Annotated in this window: 14 protein-coding genes; 6 read left to right on the top strand and 8 right to left on the bottom strand. The window is 70.2% G+C overall.

Going from position 1 to position 17291, the window contains the following annotated elements; genetic code table 11:
• The first annotated feature begins 614 nt into the window (after positions 1 to 614).
• The 4 genes from FRCN3DRAFT_RS56595 (at position 615) to FRCN3DRAFT_RS46720 (ending at position 5141) form a co-directional block, all read left to right on the top strand.
• Positions 615 to 755, top strand: coding sequence for a hypothetical protein (locus FRCN3DRAFT_RS56595; RefSeq protein WP_157845267.1), 141 nt, complete (start codon positions 615 to 617; stop codon positions 753 to 755).
• Positions 756 to 786: 31 nt separating this feature from the next.
• Positions 787 to 1899, top strand: coding sequence for an alpha/beta fold hydrolase (locus FRCN3DRAFT_RS0228040; RefSeq protein WP_007514893.1), 1113 nt, complete (start codon positions 787 to 789; stop codon positions 1897 to 1899).
• A 589-nt stretch (positions 1900 to 2488) separates the two neighbouring features.
• Positions 2489 to 3865, top strand: a complete 1377-nt coding sequence (locus FRCN3DRAFT_RS46725) for an IS630 family transposase (RefSeq protein WP_007509700.1) — start codon at positions 2489 to 2491, stop codon at positions 3863 to 3865.
• A 376-nt stretch (positions 3866 to 4241) separates the two neighbouring features.
• A complete protein-coding gene (locus tag FRCN3DRAFT_RS46720; RefSeq protein ID WP_063630180.1) occupies positions 4242 to 5141 on the top strand; it encodes a carbohydrate kinase family protein in 900 nt (299 codons plus the stop codon).
• A 215-nt stretch (positions 5142 to 5356) separates the two neighbouring features.
• Here the strand turns inward: FRCN3DRAFT_RS46720 and FRCN3DRAFT_RS46715 are convergent, their stop codons facing one another.
• Positions 5357 to 6442, bottom strand: a complete 1086-nt coding sequence (locus FRCN3DRAFT_RS46715; protein WP_007514888.1) for a sigma-70 family RNA polymerase sigma factor — start codon at positions 6440 to 6442, stop codon at positions 5357 to 5359.
• 127 nt (positions 6443 to 6569) lie between these two features.
• Between FRCN3DRAFT_RS46715 and FRCN3DRAFT_RS0228015 the strand changes: the two genes are divergently transcribed.
• Positions 6570 to 7154, top strand: coding sequence for a dihydrofolate reductase family protein (locus tag FRCN3DRAFT_RS0228015; RefSeq protein ID WP_007514886.1), 585 nt, complete (start codon positions 6570 to 6572; stop codon positions 7152 to 7154).
• A gap of 11 nt (positions 7155 to 7165) precedes the next feature.
• Here the strand turns inward: FRCN3DRAFT_RS0228015 and FRCN3DRAFT_RS0228010 are convergent, their stop codons facing one another.
• The 5 genes from FRCN3DRAFT_RS0228010 to FRCN3DRAFT_RS0227990 form a co-directional block, all read right to left on the bottom strand.
• A complete protein-coding gene (locus FRCN3DRAFT_RS0228010; protein WP_007514884.1) occupies positions 7166 to 7987 on the bottom strand; it encodes a polysaccharide deacetylase family protein in 822 nt (273 codons plus the stop codon).
• Positions 7988 to 8473: 486 nt separating this feature from the next.
• Positions 8474 to 10714 carry an MFS transporter gene (locus FRCN3DRAFT_RS0228005; protein ID WP_007514883.1) on the bottom strand — a complete coding sequence of 747 codons (2241 nt, stop codon included), beginning with the start codon at positions 10712 to 10714 and terminating at the stop codon, positions 8474 to 8476.
• Between the two features lie 265 nt (positions 10715 to 10979).
• A complete protein-coding gene (locus FRCN3DRAFT_RS0228000; protein WP_007514882.1) occupies positions 10980 to 11882 on the bottom strand; it encodes a hypothetical protein in 903 nt (300 codons plus the stop codon).
• Between the two features lie 214 nt (positions 11883 to 12096).
• On the bottom strand, positions 12097 to 12795 hold the full coding sequence (locus FRCN3DRAFT_RS0227995) for a TetR/AcrR family transcriptional regulator (protein ID WP_007514881.1): 699 nt from the start codon (positions 12793 to 12795) through the stop codon (positions 12097 to 12099).
• Positions 12792 to 13982, bottom strand: a complete 1191-nt coding sequence (locus tag FRCN3DRAFT_RS0227990) for an alkane 1-monooxygenase (RefSeq protein ID WP_007514880.1) — start codon at positions 13980 to 13982, stop codon at positions 12792 to 12794. Before FRCN3DRAFT_RS0227990 ends, FRCN3DRAFT_RS0227995 begins: the two co-directional genes overlap by 4 nt.
• A gap of 240 nt (positions 13983 to 14222) precedes the next feature.
• Between FRCN3DRAFT_RS0227990 and FRCN3DRAFT_RS49910 the strand changes: the two genes are divergently transcribed.
• The gene (locus FRCN3DRAFT_RS49910; protein WP_007514879.1) at positions 14223 to 14543 is read left to right on the top strand and encodes a hypothetical protein; all 321 of its coding nucleotides are present in this window, start codon (positions 14223 to 14225) and stop codon (positions 14541 to 14543) included.
• 211 nt (positions 14544 to 14754) lie between these two features.
• On the opposite strand, the gene add is transcribed toward FRCN3DRAFT_RS49910, so the two are convergent.
• Entirely contained in the window at positions 14755 to 15900 is a 1146-nt protein-coding gene (gene add, locus FRCN3DRAFT_RS0227980) for an adenosine deaminase (protein ID WP_007514878.1), read from the bottom strand.
• A gap of 197 nt (positions 15901 to 16097) precedes the next feature.
• On the bottom strand, positions 16098 to 17015 hold the full coding sequence (locus FRCN3DRAFT_RS46705; protein WP_007514877.1) for a lysophospholipid acyltransferase family protein: 918 nt from the start codon (positions 17013 to 17015) through the stop codon (positions 16098 to 16100).
• Positions 17016 to 17291 lie beyond the last annotated feature (276 nt).

Below are 17291 nucleotides of genomic sequence, written 5' to 3'. Positions count from 1 at the left end.
GTAGCGGCGTCGGCGCCCTCCCTTACGCGGTTCGAGCCGATAACCGGCGAGCCGAACGGCGCTTTCGTGCAGCCAACAAGTTACACCGCAACGGTGCTGCACTCGCACAGATGCCAGAGGACGCTCCCGGGTCCGGTGACCAGTGCCAGGCGATTGGGCGCTACGACCGGGCGAGCGCCGAGCCGATGCGGCCGGGTACAGCCAGAGCACTGCACCCAACCGTGTACCCGAGTCGGCGGACGCGCATGGACGACACGCCCTCTCCTCTTATCCCGCTGGTCGACCCGTCCGACGCTTCGTTGCCGCCGTCTGCGGACTGGTGTACGGCAGTTGTACTGCAACGGGGGCGGACGTCAGCGGACGTGCATGGACGCAGTCGGGCGCCTGACCTGCACCGGCGGACGTCCGTGGATGTTCATGGACGGGTCGCCGAAGCCTACGGATCTGAAGGTTGGCGACCTGGCCCGACTCCGCGACTCGGCGATTCGCGAGTCACTCACATCGGACCGAGACGCGGGGCTTTGGCGGCAGCCGAGACCCGACCATGGCGGGTCCGGCACGCTCACGTCTCCCACCCCAGCTCGAAGTCCTGGCCGTGGACAGGACGTGGATTCGTGCACGGCTACCCGCCGTCGGCCGAACATGTCCACAGGTCACAGCGATGTCGATCTCTTGAGGAGAACATCACCCAGATCTACGAAGGCACCAACCAGATCCAGCGCGTGGTGATGTCGAGGCAGCTGCTGAAGGGCTGAACCTGGGGCCGTCTTCGGTAACATCGCGCGAGTGACAGCGCTGGATCCGTTCCGGGTCGACGTGCCGGCCGACGTCCTCACCGACCTGGCCGAACGGCTTCGGCGGACCCGGCTTCCGAATGAGATACCGGGCATCGGCTGGGAGCAGGGCCTCCCGCTGGAGGTACTCCGGGAGGTCATCCGCTACTGGCTGGACTCCTATGACTGGCGGGTCCACGAAGCCCGCCTGAACCGCTACGAGCAGTTCACGACGACGGTCGAGGGCCAGCGCTTCCACTTCCTGCACATTCGGTCGCGTCACGCGACGGCCGTCCCGTTGTTCCTGACCCACGGCTGGCCTGGTTCCGTGGTCGAGTTCCTTGACGTGATCGACCCGCTGGCCGATCCGGCCGACCCGGCCGATGCGTTCCACCTGGTGGTGCCCTCGCTGCCCGGTTACGGATTCTCCGGCCCGACCACGGATACGGGCTGGAACCCCCGGCGGATCGCCACCGCCTTCGGTGAGATCGCCGACCGGCTCGGCTACCAGCGCTACGGCGTCCAGGGCGGGGACTGGGGCGCGATCGTGTCCTACAACATGGCCGAGCTGCGCCCGGAACGCGTCCTTGGCCTGCACGTCAACCTGATGAACGTGCCGCCGCCCAGCGGCGAGGCGGCCGCTCCTCCGACCGCGTGGGCGCGGCGGATGGGTCGCACCGGCGGCGCCTACGACGCGATCCAGGGGACCAGACCGCAGACGATCGGTTACCTGCTGGACGACTCACCGGCCGGGCTGGCGGCCTGGATCATCGAGAAGTTCTACGAATGGACCGACCAGTCCGGCGGCACCTTTGTCCTCACCAAGGACCAGATGCTGACCAACGTGATGGTCTACTGGGCGAACCTCACCGGAGCGTCGTCGGCCCGGCTGTACTGGGAGCGACGCCAGGCCCCGGAGACGATGGTGCCGCAGCGACGGGTCTCCGTGCCGACCGGCGTGGCCAACTATCCGGGAGAACTGGTCCGGTCGCTCCGGCCGCACGCCGAGCGATTCTTCAACATCGTGCACTGGACCGAGCTCCCCCGCGGCGGCCACTTCCCCGCAATGGAGGTGCCGGACATCTTCGTGGAAGACGTACGGGCATTCTTCCGACCTCTGCGCTAGTGCCGTGTCCGCCGGCTTCGCCCCGCCGTGGAGCAGCCCTGATCGTCGCCAACGTGTCGTCAACGCCGTGATATGGCCGAATCTGCGACGACGGCGACAGGTGCTCGGCGATCACCTGGGTGAACGGCGTCCGCAGCGACACCAAGAAGCAGCAACGCCGAGCCGGGCGGCCTGGCGTCACTTCGGCAGGTATCCGCACCAGCGCCGCGATCTCCAGGCGCCACGCGAACGCCACACCGAGCGTAGTTGCGGACAGTAGCCGGACGTGTGCGCCTGAGTCGGCCCTGGTGGCGCTGAATCCGGTCGCCGGTGTCCCGGGTTACCCCAGACATAGCCCGCACGGTGGTGCGCTCTCGCCGGACGGCTCCACCAAGTGCGAACCGCGGCGGATGAGCCCCTCTATAGGCACGCCCAAATGACACAGATCCCCGGAGGGTAACGGGAGTGTGTCGGATGGGCGTGTTTATGGGCACGCTCAAATGCCACGGTCCAGACCACGCGCGCGACGCCCTAGGGACGGCACATATTCGTGGTCAGCGCACTAGTGTGCCCCGTCAGAAATTAGGCGGGTAAGTACTACTCTGTCGCTATGGTGCGTTCCGGCTCTGCTGCGGTTGAGGTCGTCCTGTCTGAGGACGAGCGTGGCGAGTTGGTCCGGCGGCTGGGCGATGTGGATCGCCGGGTCGTGGAGCGGGCGCGGATCGTGTTGGCGGCGGCGGAGGGCCTGTCGAACCCGGAAGTGGCCGCGTCGGTCGGGGTGTCGTTGCGGACGGCGGGCCGCTGGCGGCGGTCGTTCGCCCGTGGCCGGTTGGCTGGTCTGGAGGATGCTGCTCCGTCGGGTCGGTCGAAGGCCGCGGAGCTTGTGCTGTCCGAGCCCGAGCGGGTCCAGTTGGAACGCTGGGCGCGGCGGGCGAAGACGGCCCAGTTCCTCGCGTTGCGGGCACGGATCGTGCTGCGCGCCGCTGAGGGCGGGACTGATCGGCGGGTCGCCGCCGAGCTCGGCGTCGACGAGTCGACGGTGCTGCGATGGCGGACCCGGTTCACCGAACGTCGCCTCGACGGGCTGTCCGACGAGCCGCGGGTGGGCCGGCCCCCGTCGATTCTGCTCGACCAGGTCGAGGACGTGATCGTCGCGACGCTGGAAACGACGCCCGGGGCGGACACGCACTGGTCGCGGGCGTCGATGGCGAAACGCACCGGCCTGTCGCCCTCGACGATCGGGCGGATCTGGAAACGCTTCGACCTCAAACCGCATCTGCAGGACAGCTTCAAGCTCTCGACCGACCCGCAGTTCGTGGCCAAGGTCGTCGACGTCGTCGGCCTTTACCACAACCCGCCGGAGAAGGCGGTCGTGCTCTGCGTCGACGAGAAAAGCCAGATCCAGGCGCTCGACCGCTCCCAGCCGGTCCTGCCGATGATGCCCGGCATGCCCGAGCGGCGCACCCACGACTACCTGCGCCACGGCATCACCAGCCTGTTCGCCGCCTTCAACATCGCCGACGGCACCGTCATCGGGGAACTGCACCGCCGCCACCGCGCCATCGAGTTCCGCAAATTCCTGGTCTCGATCGACAAGGCCGTCCCGGCAGGCCTGGACGTGCACCTGGTCTGCGACAACTACGCCACCCACAACACCCCCGAGATCAGGATCTGGCTGGAACGCCATCCCCGCTTCCACGTCCACTTCACCCCGACCGGTTCCTCCTGGATCAACCAGGTCGAACGCTGGTTCGGCCTGCTCACCGACAAGCTCATCCGCCGAGGCGTCCACACCTCCGTCCAGGCCCTCGAGACCGACATCCGCACCTGGATCGACACCTGGAACCGCGACCCCCGGCCCTTCACCTGGACCAAGACCGCCGACGAGATCCTCGCCTCCCTCGCCGACTACCTCACCAAGATCAACCCATCGGCAGCCAACAACAAGGCAAACCTGGCCAGCGAGATTTCTGACGGGGAACACTAGCCCCACCGGGCGCACGTGTGCGTGATGGGCCGGCTCCGTCAGGCCGGTGTCGTAGGGGCGGAGGAGTCACCCGGCTTCGCCCGGTGGGCAGAAACTGGCGGCGGCCAGTTCCGGGTCCATTGAGTACAGGTCACGGCCTTGACCCACGGACAGCGGCCGTAGCCGTAGCCGTAGCCGTAGCCATGGCCAGTTGCCGGTCTGACGCTCTGAGCAGGGCTTGCCCGAAGGTCGCTGCCTCGGCGTAAGCCGGTTCTCCTCGCTTCGACCGTTTTGCCGGGGCCGTAGGTCAGAAGCTGGCGCCACGCGGACGACGCCCGCAACGCGTCACGGGCCGTCAACCGGGATCGTACCGATGCCGCGGGCATACTTGGTGCCCATGGCGGGGTCGGTGCTCGTCGCGGGCGTCGTGAACGTGCAGCAGACCGTTCCGGTCGACGATTTCCCGATCCCGTACTCGCCAGTGCGCTACCTGCCGCACCAGCTGCGGGTCGAGGCGTCGGGGGTCGGTCTCAATGTGGCCCGGACGCTGCAGGCGCTTGGGTCCCCGGTCGTGCTGGCCACGATGACGGGTGCCGACCCCGCAGGCGCCCTGGTCCGGGCGGAGTTGGAAAGCCTCCGGCTTCTGGGCGACGGAATAGTCGGCACAGCCCACACCCCTACCTCGGCTGTTCTCGTCGACAAGGCCGGTGCCCGGCAGATCCACACCGATCTCAAGGACGTCCCGGACGCTGTCTATCCGCCGGAGCTGTTCGCCCGACTCCTCCGCGGTGCTCGCCTCGCCGTGCTTTCCACCATCGAGTTCAACCGACCACTGCTCGCGATCGCGAAGAGCGCCAGGGTTCCCATAGCCGTCGACGTCCAGACCATCACCGGCGTCGAGGACGACTACAGCCAGCCCTGGCTGCGGGCAGCGGACATCCTGTTCTGCTCCGCCGAACGCCTCGAAACCGAACCCAACTCCTTTGCGGCGACAGCCCTTGCGCGATTCCCCGCACAGATCGTCGTCATCGGGCTTGGGCCCGCCGGGGCTTTGCTGGCCGTCCGCGACCGTCCCGTTCGGCGGGTGCCCGCTGTCGCTCCGTTCGGCGTCGTAGACACGACCGGCGCGGGCGACGCACTGTTCGCGGGTTTCCTGCACTCGTTGCTGGCGGGACGGGACCCGAACGCTGCGGCTGAACGTGCCGTCGTCGTCGCTGGTTGCGCGGTCGGAACCCCCGGCGCCGCAACCCGGATCACCGATGCACGCGTCACCGATCTCCTCGCGCGCAGCCAATGAGTCACCAACCGCACGGCAACCTCTGGGTGACCGGCATCTGCAGGATCACCGTCGAGATCGTCCGGAAGGAACCCGGCCAGATGAGCTTCGACCACCAGAGCCCTTCATGGATCGCCTCGGGAGTCGCCCAGTTGCCCGTCACCCCGGGTTATCTGCAGGTACTGCCGGGACTTCTACGGCCCGCTGTTCGGCGACGTGGACCCGGCATTGCCGTACTACTGGCCGGTCTGACCTCCAACGGCACTCTGGGTGAAGGGAGAATCCTGCGGGAGCTCCGCGGCTGGCGGGACGCCGGGGAGTCCGAGCAGGTCGAAGACCGTCGGGTCGGCGAACGTCACGCAGTGCTGGATCAGGCCGCCCGTCACCGTGAACACCTGGAGCGAGTGCGCCCGGACCCCGCCCGTGACGGGGTCCGGAGCGTATGCCGCGAGGGCCGCGCTTCCGTTGGCCTGGACGGGCAGCAGGCGCCAACCGGGCCCGCGCATGGCGAAGACCCGTTCCATGAACTCGCGGTAGTGAGCCCGGCCGGAGAGCCAGAGCGGTACCGGCGGCATTTCCAGCACCACGTCGTCGGCGAGCAACCGGGTCAGGCCGGGAACGTCCGCGGCCTCGAACGCCGCCAGATAACGCTCGACCACGGCACGCTCGGCGGGGTCGGCCGGCTCCCGCAGCCCCTCCATCGACAGCCCGGCATCCCGCAGCGTGGCCCGGGCCCGCTGCAGGCCGCTGTTCACCGAGGCCACGCTGCTGCCCAGCGCCTGTGCCACCTCGGCGGCCGGCAGCTGGAGCACCTCGCGCAGCACGAGCGCCGCGCGCTGCCGCGCGGGCAGCAGTTGCAGGGCCGCGACGAAGGCCAGCCGCAGGCCTACGCGCTGCTGCGCGGCGTCCGAGGGATCGCCGAGGCGGGCGTCGGCGAACGGCTGCAACCACGGAATGTCGAGGCTGGGCACCAGCGGAACCTGCGGGTCGTCGCCGGCCGGCCCCAACCCGGTCGGCAGCGGGCGGCGGGCCCTTCCCTCCAACGCGGTGAGGCAGGCGTTGGTGGCGATCCGGTGCAGCCAGGTGCGCAACGACGCCCGCCGCGGGTCGTACCGGTCAGCCGCCCGCCAGGCTCGAAGAAGCGTCTCCTGGACCACGTCCTCGGCTTCCTCGAGAGAGCCGAGCATCCGGTAGCAGTGTGCGAGAAGGTCGCCGCGGTAGGCCTCGTGCCTTTCGTCGCGGCTCGGCGCCTCGTGGCGGCTCGGCGCCTCATCGGGGCTCGGCGCCTCGTCGCGGCTCCGCGTCGTCGTCGGCTCGGCCACGCGGCGAGCCTACGCCCGCCACGATCGGAATCCTCCGCGCCGAGGGGCGATGAGTTCGCCGCCCGGGCCCGGTATGTGTCGGGTGAGGGCGGCCGGACGAGAGCCGCCACGGCAGGAGGGATCCGCGATGAGCGACGTCATCGTCGTCCAGTTCACCACCCTGGACGGCGTGGTCTCCGACCCCGACGGGCGCTGGGGGACGGGCCACGGTGGCTGGGCCTTCCGGCACGGCCTGGGGCCGGTCGACGGCGACAAGTTCCGCCTCGGGGCGCGGATGGAGCAGGGTGTGCAGCTCTACGGCCGGCGCACCTGGGAGCACTTCGCCCGGCTCTGGCCGGGCCGGGCCGGGGACTTCGCCGGCCTGATGAACGCCGTGCCCAAGCGCGTCGCCACCCGGGCCGGCATCGACGCGACCGCCTGGTCGAACTCGGCGGCCATCGACGGCGACCCGGTGGCGTGGGTCGCCGCCGAGCGTGCGCGGCGCGACGTCGTCGTGATCGGCAGCCTGAGCCTGGTGCACGCGCTGGCCGCGGCCGACCTGGTCGACGAGTACCGGCTGATCACCTTCCCGACGGTCGTCGGAGAGGGCGACCGGCTGTTCGCCACGGGCACCTCCGCCGACTACAGCTTCACCGCGGCCGAACCCGCCGACGCGGGCGCGCTGACCGCGCTCACGGTCCTGCGCCGCGACCGCGGAGAGAAGGTGAGTTGAGCGGCCGTCTGTTACAGCGTGACGAACGTGTAGCCCTTGCTCTTCAGCTGGGGTAGCGCCACTTCCAGGGCCTGCACCGTCTCCGAGCGGTCCGTGCCGGTATCGCTCGACCGGTCCCCGTCGCCATCATGGCAGAGCATGATGTCTCCGGGCTTCGCCGCCAGCAGGTTGTCGACGATCTTCTGCGTGCCGGGGCGAGACCAGTCTCTGGGGTCAACGTCCCAGCCGATCGGGGTCAGGCCGCGCTTGGCCGCCGCTTCGAGCACGGCCGGCGACCAGTCGCCGCCTGGCGAGCGGAACAGGCGCGGCGCGGTGCCCGCGGCGGCCGTGATCGCGGACTGGGCCTGGTCGATCTCCTGCTCGATCGCGGCGGCGGACCGGTGAGCGAACGGCTGGGGATGCGTCATGGTGTGGTTACAGATCGCATGACCGTCGGCGACGATCTGCCGGACGAGGTCCGGATGGGCCCGCGCCTGCCTCCCGACGAGGCAGAAGGTCGCCCGCACGTCGTACTTCCGGAGCAGCGCTAGCACCCGCGGCGTCCAGGAGGGGTCTGGCCCGTCGTCCAGGGTCAGCGCGACCGCGTTCGCCGGGGCCTGCGGAAGGATCTGGTGCACGGTGTAGACCGGCCGTTTCCGCACGGCCGCCGACGTCGCCGCTGCCGTGGGCGTTGCCGCCGTTGCCGTTGCCGTTGCCGTTGCCGCCTCGGCCGCCAGGGCCGGCCGGGCGGACTCGACCATGCCCGCCGACGTCAGCCCGATGGCCCCCGCCACGGTCCAGGCCAGGAGCCGGGATCGGACGTCGCGCTGGGTGCTCTTGGCCCGGATCGACAAGATAGATTCTTTCCCACGACACCTGCGGAAGCCCGGAAACGGGCATGAGAAACCGTGGCTGGTTGGCCACGTCCACGAGAACAATGTTTCTTCGTACCCGCCCGGCGACCGCCTGCGGGTTCTCCGTTTCTGCCCCGCGAACAGATGCGATGACGGGCGCCGGAACCGTGGGCAGAACTCGGCGTCGGTCCGGCGTGCGCGCCGGTGGGTTCGTGCTCCCGGCCGGAACGAATACAACGTTAGACAGGATCCTGGGCCGAGGGCAAACATCGGGGGCACCGGATGCGGGCTCGATCGGTGACCCGGCGCATTTCCTGCTTGCACACAAGGCGACCGGGGTTCGACTTGTGGCCATCGTCACGCGTCATCTGCCGACTGAATTATCCAAGGCGTGACCGGTCGGCGTCATGAGGTGTCGAGCGTGCCGCGACGCCGGAGGGCGGGTGCGGGGAGGACCAGAGCTTGCCTGGCCGGCCACGTCGTGGGTCACGGTTCGACGGGCGTCTCCACGGTGGCGGGCGTGTCCGGGCTGGTGGCGGCGTCCGAACCAGCGACGGCATCCGGGCTGGTGGCGGTGTCCGCGCTGGCGGTGGTGGGAGTGCTGAGGCGGGCCAGCTCGGCGTCGACCATCGCCTGGTGCTCCCGCTCCTGGCGTCGGGCGGTGCTGGGACGCCACGGCCCGGCCATCAGGAAGATGAGCGGGATGAACACCAGCTCGCCCGCGACGGCGATCCAGAAATAGGTCTGCCACTGGCCGGGGGAGTCCGCCGCGGCCTTCTGTACCTTTGCGCCGTTCTTGTCCAGATACATCAGCACCGCCTGAACCTTCGGGTTCTGCAGCGAGGTGCCGTATTTGTCGAGGTAGTCGAGGTCCGCCCCGGGCACGGCGGCGAGCGCGGTGAGCTGGTCGGCGGCCTGCTGCACCGCGGCGCCGTTGGCATCCATGAAGAGCAGATCAGGCAGCGGTACCGCGCGCAGGTCGGTGAGCCTGGTGTGGGCTACTTCCGGGGTGAGGCCGAGTTTCGCGGCGATCTCGCCTTCGGCCTTGGCCGTCGCCGCTGTGTCCGCCGGGTTCGTCAGGACCGTGACGATCGTCTGGTCGTCGATCGTTTCCGCCGTGGCGAGCTCCGCCCCGTAGCGGCCGCTGAGATCGATGACTCGGGCAACGTCGGCGACCGGCTTACCGGATATCTCGCTGAGCGCCGCGGCCTGCGTCGCGGTGTTCGCCGGGTCCTTGGACAGCGCGCTCTGCGTGGCCGGGGTCAGCTTCGCGGCCGTCGCGAGCTGCTTGTCGTATTTCGCCGCGAGAGCCTGGACCTTGTCGACGATGGCCGGGTCCGCCGCGACGGCCTTGACGACGGCGTTCTGCGTAGCGTCCAGCGTCGGGTCCTGCCCGCTCGCGGCGGCCTGGACCGTGGGGCCGTCCTGCACGAGCGGCGTGACGGTGGTGACGATGTACGGGAGCAGGAAGGTCGAGATGGTGACGACCGCGCGAATCGTCAGCCCCCACAGCGCCAGCCCGGTGGCGGTGAGGGCGGGGTTGCGCCGCTCGACGGTCTCGGTGAAGCTCGCCATCCACGGCGCGAACGCGAGGCCGAGCGAGATCGCGAGCGGGACGAGGATCCCGACGAACGTGTAGTAGCCCGTGTCGGCGTGACTGGTGCGGCCGATCAGCAGCAGCGTGCAGATGACCGCGCCGACCGCGCCAACGACCATGAACGGCTTGCGGACCCGCAGTCGGTCGGACACCCAGCCGATCAGGATCAGCGCCGCCGCCTCGCAGCCCCACATCCAGTTGCCCAGCGCGTTGGCCTGCGAGGTGCTGAACCCGAACAGGGTCTGGAAGAAGATCGGGAAGAAGCCGACGGCCACGAAGTAGATGAACAGGAACAGGCTGATGGCGAGGGCGGAGCCGAGGATGTCCAGATGCAGCATCTGCCGCCATGGCCGGCGCAACGCCGCCTCGAGGTCGGCGGCGTCGAGGCCCCGCGCCCTGGCCTCGACCAGGGCGCGGTCATGTTCACTGACCATGACCTGGTCCCGCAGCCGCGGCGAGAGTTCACGCAGGAACAGCAGGGCGATGATGAACACGCCGAGCCCGGCGAAGCCGGCGATGACGTATTGGTCACGCCAGTCGGTGAGGTGATCGGCGGTGTTGCTCACCACGACGCTGACGACCAGGCTGCCGGCGACGGGGCCTATCGTCCAGAAGCCCATCGCCGACGCTCGGCCCACCTGCGGGCTGAAGTCACGGATCAGGGCCGGCGTCGCGACGAGCACGGTGCCCTCGATCGCGCCGAGCAACGAGTAGAGAATCCCGACGCTCCAGCCCGACTCGACGTTCGGAAAACCGAACAGGCAGATGAGCGCGCAGAGCAGCACGCCGACGGTCACGATGTTTGCTCGGCCGTAGCGGTCGCACACTCCGCCAGCGAGCGACGCCAGAGCACTGGCGAGCGCGGAGACCACGTTGATGTTGACGAAGAACAGGAACGAGATGCCGGTACTGGTCAGCACCTGCTCGCTGACGCCGCTGATCAGGTAGTACTGGTAGTAGAACAAGATCGTCGTCAGGACGACGATCGACAGCGCCGCCAGCCGTGGCCCGAGCGCGGGGTAGTGCGCCAGTTCCCGCCGCCACAGCCGGCTGACCCCGAGTCCGGTTTCGTCAGCGGCCCCGCCAGGCGGGACGTCTTGTGGAGATGTGCTGGCGGCAGTTGTACTCATGGCGGGTCCTGTCGCTGGCATGGCGTCAGATCCGGCGATCGACGGCGTGTGCGCAGGTTAGGGGCAGCACCACGTGTTTTCAACCCATTCGCCCTACCGCAAGGCATCGTTCGGCGCTCGATTAGTGATGATCATCTATCTGGTTCGATGTGCGCGTCACCGGCATGCGCGGCGCCCATGGGCGGAGCCCGGCACCGTAGGTCACCAGGTCGGCCGCTTCGTGTCGCGGAGCACCGGGCCACGGCCCTTGCGCCGCAGTGTCCGATTAGGGCTGGAGGACGTCGTCGATGGTGGCGGCGGCGACGGCGCGGCGTAGCCAGGTGTCGAGCCGGTCGAGGTCGGTGCAGGAGAGGATCTGCTCGCGAGCGGCGTCGGGAACCGCCACGCGGCGCGCCTCCAGCACGGTCAGCACCGAGTGCCCCCGGCCCTCGACCCGGCCCTCGACTCGGCCCTCGGTCTGGCCCTCGGCGCGCGCCCGGGCGTCGAGCTGGCGGTAGAAGTCGCTGTAGTACCTGTGCCTGACGGCGCTGTCCATGTATGCCTCCCACCTGATCCGGACCGCATGGGGTAGTCCGGCCACCAATATGTCATCGTATGACGCGGCCGCTTCGAAGTCGGCCGTTCGCATGACTTCAGCCAACGCCGGGAAGTAGTCGTCGATATCGGCGTCGTTGCCGTGACAGATCGCGGAGAACACCGCGAGCGCGGGGTTTGCGCGTGCACGTTCGACGTCGACAATCCGAGGTACATCCCCCGGCGAGAAGATGAGTGGCTCCTGCGGCGAGTAGCGGTCCCGCGGCTCGTATAGCCGCTCATAACGCCGAGCTACGACGGGGTCAGGGCAGTACACGAGCAGAAGCGTCCTGACTCGCAGCCGCACGGCCATGTGCGCCACATAAAGCATCCACGTCCAGTGTTTTCGCGGATCCCATGCGCGCTGCACCTCCAGCACCACGCCCAGCACCGGCTGGTCTTCGGTGTCCTTGAACAGCAGCGCCCCGTCGGCATGGTAGGTGCGGGGAGCCAGCATCCGCATGTCCGTGCTCGGCTCCGTGACCTCGCGAAAGTCTGGCACCTTGACCAGAAATATATCCGACAGCAGATCGACCACCACGCCCGGGGCAAGCGTGACCAGCTCGATCGGCGCCTCGTGTTTCCCGCTCGGCATGGCGCCCACGATAAACAAACCGGCCCGGATATGGCAAACCGGTACGGAAAGGCGGATTGGAAGGCTCGCCAAAATAAGTCGAGCGCTCGTCGAGCGCTTTTGTTGAGGATTCAGTTCGCCGCTCTCAAATTCAGGCTGTTGCCTGGCTCAATAGTCGAAGGCCGTCCTGTACGCCAAGATGATTCGCCTAGCGAGCCGTCGACCGCGCTGGCCGTCATTCGCCGGGCATTGCGCCTGGTCGGTGGGCGGTGTTGGTGGCGGTGAGGACGAAAGGGCCGAGGATGCGGGCGACGGACTGGCCGGTGAGCTCGGGGGCGCCGCCCGGGAGGGTGAGGTAGCTCATCGCGAGGCGGACCACGCAGTCGGCGACGAGCTGGCCGTCGGCCGGGTCACCGTCCGGCCAGGCCCGGCGAAAGCAGGTCGCCAGCTGCTCGCGGGCCGCGGCGAGCAGGGGCGGGCCGTGCTGGGCCAGCAGACCGGCGAACTCGTCCGAGCCGGTCATCATCGACTTCAGGAGCGTGTCCTCGGCGACGGCGGCGAGGAACACCTCGAAGGCGGCGGCCACGGCGGCCTGCGCGTCGTCGGCGTGGATGACGACGGCCTCGCCGACGGCATCCAGGAAGCGGCCGGTCTCGCGCAGCAGCAGCGCTTGCACCAGCGCGTCGCGTGAACCGTAATGCTGGTAGAGCGTCTGGCGGCTGACGCCGGCGAGGCGCGCGACGTCGGCCATCCGTGCCTGGCGCGCGCCCTGCTCGCGCAGGATCTCGGCAGCCGCGTCGAGTAGGGCCTCACGCAGCCGGTCGCGGGTCGCGTCCGCGAACCGCGCGCGCCCCGGCCGGCCGCGGCCCTCGACCGCGCCGGGCTCCCCTCCTGGGCCGGAGCCGTCGACTGCGCCGCGGCCCTCCGCCGTCACGCGGACGAGACCGACTCGCCGGCGTCGCGCGCGTGGCGGGCGAGCAGGCCGGCGCGGCGGCGTGGGTCGAGGTTGGCCAGGGTGACGTCGCCGTCGTAGTGGGCGAGCACACGGGGGTCCATGACCCGGCGCCACAGCGGTGGCACCAGCGCCAGCAGGATCATCGTCGGGTACCCGGACGGCAGCTGCGGCGATCCGTCGAACGAGCGCAGCGCCTGGTAGCGGCGGGTCGGGTTGGCGTGATGGTCGCTGTGTCGTTGCAGCTGGTAGAGCGCCAGGTTGGACACCACCGCGTCGCTGTTCCAGCTGTGCCGCGGGTCGACCTTCTCGTAACGGCCGGTGGCGGTGCGCTGGCGGGCCAGGCCGTAGTGCTCGATGTAGTTCACGACCTCCAGGAACGAGAGGCCGACGACGGCCTGGAGCGCGAGGAACACCAGCACCTCCGGCCCGAACGCCGCCGCCAGTGCCGCGAACAGTACGGCCGTGAGCGCCCACGAGTGCAGCGCCTCGTTGCGGACCGACCAGACCCGCCGGCCTCGCAGCCGCAACCGGTGTGCCTCCAGCTGCCAGGCCGATCGCGCGCTGCCCGCGACGGTCCGCGGCCAGAACCGCCAGAACCCCTCACCCAGTCGGGAACTGGCCGGGTCCTCGGGCGTCGCCACCCGGACGTGATGGCCGCGGTTGTGCTCGACGTAGAAGTGGCCATAGGCCGTCGGCGCCAGCATCAGCTTCGACAGCCAGCGTTCGACGCGCTCGCGCTTGTGCCCCAGCTCGTGGGCGGCGTTGATCCCGACACCGGTGACCGTGCCGACCGACAGGACCAGCCCGGCCCGGCCGAGCGGCCCGAGCCCGCCGGTCGCCCACGCCTGGCAGCCCAGGGCGAGGCAGATGCCGGTAAGGGGGAGATACAGGAACGTCGCCCAGCGGTAGTAGCGGTCGGCCTGCAGGCGGTCGCCGATCCCTTCGGGCGGGTTGGTCGGATCGACCGGGGTCGTGCCATCGAGCAGGGGGAGCAGGACGAAGACGAAGAGCGGCGTGATCCACCACGGGATGTCGCTGCCGGTCTGGTGCCACAGGCCATAGCCCACGATCGGCAGCACGGGCGGCACCAGGCCGGTCAGCCACAGGTACCGGCGGCTGTCACGCCAGACGACGCCACCGGGCGCGGCCAGGACGGGAGCCGACATCGCGGACCTCCGGAACAGGCGGCGGAAGATCGAGATGCGGCGGGCTCGGACAGCGGCCCGGTCGGACCGCCGCGACACCTACCGCTGGACACAGACTGTCCCACATGTCATAAAGACTGACAAGATTCGCGATCGGTGTAAGGCGCGGGTAGCTCGTTGTCCCTCGTACGGCCCACCCGTACGGGCGGACCGGTCCTACCCGCCGGCAATCCCACGGGCAATCACGGCGAAGGGCCGACCATGGACGACACGACGGCCCTGCCTGTGGGCTCGGGCGACGAGCGCTCAGCCTCGAACCCCGACCGAGCGGACCCGCCGGTCGCGAGCCCGACCACCGCGCCCCCCGCCTCCGCGGGCGCGCCGCCCTGGTACGGGGCGGTCACGATCGGGCTGTTCTACGCCGCCGCCGCCGCGCTGATCACGTACACCCTGGTGCCGCTGCCCGGCCAGCGGGCGTTCGGCGCCGGCAACTACTGGCTCGCCGGGGCGATCTTCGTCACGCATCTTGTCGTCAGCCGGATCTTCCGGCTCCGCATGGTCCGCGCCGCTCGCGGCGGCTGACGAGCGGGCCGCGCCGCCACCGGGCGCCGGCCCCGTAACCGGGCCGTCCGAGGGATGCTCGGGCGGCCCGGCCCCGTCCTTAGAGGCCGCGGCGGGCATGCGGCGGGCATCCGGTGCGATGACCGCGCGCTCGCGCCTGGTCGGCCTGCGCCCGAGAGTAACCCGGCGGCGGCGCTCGGGGATCCGTGCTGTCCCTGAGTTCTGGTGCGCGTCAGCGCGCAGTGATTGCGTCAACGGCGGCGCACTGCTCGGCGAGCAGGGCATCCTTGCGGTCCTGGTCGAGGAACGAGTGGCGGACGGCGGCGGCGGCCAGGCCGGTGACGGTCGCGCGGGGCAGGCCCAGGTCACGCAGGGCGTGCAGGTACTCGTCGCGCAGGGTCGTGCCGAACATCGGCGGGTCGTCGCTGTTCAGCGTGACCGACAGCCCCTCGGCGATCAGCCTGGGCAGCGGGTGGCTCGGATAGTCGGCGACGACGCCGGTGCACAGGTTGGAGGTCGGCGAGACGTCGAGCGGGATGCCGTCGGCGCGCAGCCGCGCGATCAGTGCCGGATCCTCCAGGGACCGGATGCCGTGACCGATCCGGTCGGCACCCAGGTACTCGACGCTGTCCCAGATCGTGCGGGCACCGGTCGTCTCGCCGGCGTGCGGGATGCTGCGCAGGCCGGCTGCCCGGGCCGCCGCGAACGCCTTGGCGAACTGCGGCCGGGGAACGCCCGCCTCGGCGCCGCCGATGCCGAGGCCGACGACGCTGTCACCGCCGTGGGCGATCGCGTACTCGACGGTGAGGTCGGCGACCTCGAGGATGTCGACGTCGGGCAGCCCGCCGGGGATGTCGGCCATCCAGCGGATCTCGATGCCGGTCGCCGCCTGCGCCTCGGCCCGGCCGCGGTTGATGCCGGCGAACACGTCCTCGATCGGGACGCCGCGCATCGCGTGGATGAACGGGGTGAAGTAGATCTCCGCGTAGCGGACGTTCTGCGCGGCGAGGCCGAGCGCGGTCTCGCGGGCGAGCAGCGCGAAGTCGTCCTCGTCGCGCAGCACCCGCACCGCCGTCCGGTAGACGCGCAGGAAGTGGTTGAAGTCCTTGAAGGCGTACCACTCGCGCAGTGCCACCTCGGACGTCGGGATGTCGTCTACCTGGTGACGGCGGGCGAGCGCGAGCACCGTGCCGGGCAGCATCGAGCCCTCGAGGTGGACGTGCAGCTCGACCTTGGGCAGCGCGTCGACGAACTCCTCGTCGCTGACGGCGCCGCTGTCGGGCGTTCTGGCCCTGACCGGGCTGTCCCTGACCGGGCTGTCCCTGACCAAGCTGTCCCTGATCGCGCCGCTGTCGGCGACGTCCGGGTGCGACACCATGGCAACCACTCCGGGGTCCTGGCCGCGCGGCGGCGCGGCATCGCGGGAGGCCAACCTCACCGGCGCCGCCACCCGGAGGCGGCGAGCGGGCTGCGTCCGTCCTGGTGACGGGGCATCGAAGCCGGCGATATCGAAGCTGGCGACTCGGACGATCCGCCGCGCGGCTGGCTCCCGTCAAACAGCCTGACAGAAAGCCGTCAGGCCGCCGGGGGAGCGGTCTGCCCGGTCGGGGTGGCCGCGGTGCTCTCGGTGCCCGCCGGAACCTGCTCAGCTGACACCTGCCGCGCCGGTCCCTGTTCCGCCGGTGCCTGTTGCGTCCGCGTCCGTTCCGGCGACGCCTGGTCGGGCAGCGAGTGAGCCGTGGACACCGCGGGAGCCGGATCATCGGGACGGGTCGGACCGGCGTCCTTCGGGCGCGGCGGCGCCGAGCCGCCCAGGTGGGCCGGCTGCCACCAGTCGGGCTCGCCGGGCGCGGGCGGCGGGTAGCGGCGCTGGTCCTCGTCGAGCAGCCTGCTCATCGCGTCGAACAGCAGGGCGGTGCCGGCGGCGGGGTCCGCCAGGTCGGACGGTGGGATCGGGGCGCCGACCGTGAGCGAGACCGGGGTGTGCCGGGCGGCGCGCAGGTTGCGCGGCTGGCCCTTGGTCAGGACCCGCTGGCTGCCCCAGAGGACCAGCGGGATCACCGGAACGTCGGCCTCCCGCGCCATCCGCGCCGCGCCGGTCTTGAACGGTGCCAGGCAGTAGTGCGGGTGGATCGTCGCCTCGGGGAACACTCCGACGAGCTCGCCAGCCCGCAGCGCCTCGGTCGCCAGCCGCAGCGACCCGGCGCCGGCGGCCCGGTCGACCGGGATGTGGTGCATGCCGCGCATCAGCGGGCCGGTCACCTTGCTCTCGAAGGTCGACTTCTTCGCCATGAACCGGACCATGCGCCCCCGCTCGCGCCAGAACGGCACGCCGGCGAGCGCGAAGTCCAGGTAGGAGATGTGGTTGATGAGCACCACGGCACCGCCGGTCGCCGGGATGTTCTCCTGCCCGCGCACGTCGAGCTTCAGGTCGAGAGCCCGGAACAGCCCAAGCGCGACGCTGATGACCGGCCGGTACACGTACTCCGCCACCTGTGCCCTCCTCCTGTCAGCCGTCCGCCCGGAAGACTCCGCTGCCCGGGCACTCCGACCGGCCGGAACACTCCGGCCCGCCCGACGCCCGACGCCCGTCGGCCGGCCAACATTACCGCCACCGGCGGGCGCTTTCGGCCCGTGCCGGCCGGGCGGTGACGGCCGGGGGTGCACCTTCTGCCCGGAAACCGGTATGAACGGGCCGTAGGGGAATGCGGCCGACGACCGTGTGATCACCGCGATGGCCCGTCATCGGGACGGCTCGCCACGGTGACG

Source organism: Pseudofrankia saprophytica (assembly GCF_000235425.2).
In the GTDB taxonomy this organism is placed as follows: domain Bacteria; phylum Actinomycetota; class Actinomycetes; order Frankiales; family Frankiaceae; genus Pseudofrankia; species Pseudofrankia saprophytica.
This window is presented reverse-complemented; position numbering and strand designations above follow the sequence as displayed.

Bases quoted from the DNA above. Each gene is read 5' to 3' on its own strand.
- FRCN3DRAFT_RS49910 (WP_007514879.1), top strand. From the start codon at position 14,223: ATGGACGACACGACGGCCCTGCCTGTGGGCTCGGGCGACGAGCGCTCA.
- FRCN3DRAFT_RS0228005 (WP_007514883.1), bottom strand. From the start codon at position 10,714: ATGAGTACAACTGCCGCCAGCACATCTCCACAAGACGTCCCGCCTGGC.
- FRCN3DRAFT_RS0227990 (WP_007514880.1), bottom strand. From the start codon at position 13,982: ATGTCGGCTCCCGTCCTGGCCGCGCCCGGTGGCGTCGTCTGGCGTGAC.
- FRCN3DRAFT_RS46720 (WP_063630180.1), top strand. From the start codon at position 4,242: ATGGCGGGGTCGGTGCTCGTCGCGGGCGTCGTGAACGTGCAGCAGACC.
- add (WP_007514878.1), bottom strand. From the start codon at position 15,900: ATGGTGTCGCACCCGGACGTCGCCGACAGCGGCGCGATCAGGGACAGC.
- FRCN3DRAFT_RS46725 (WP_007509700.1), top strand. From the start codon at position 2,489: ATGGTGCGTTCCGGCTCTGCTGCGGTTGAGGTCGTCCTGTCTGAGGAC.
- FRCN3DRAFT_RS0228015 (WP_007514886.1), top strand. From the start codon at position 6,570: ATGAGCGACGTCATCGTCGTCCAGTTCACCACCCTGGACGGCGTGGTC.
- FRCN3DRAFT_RS0228000 (WP_007514882.1), bottom strand. From the start codon at position 11,882: ATGCCGAGCGGGAAACACGAGGCGCCGATCGAGCTGGTCACGCTTGCC.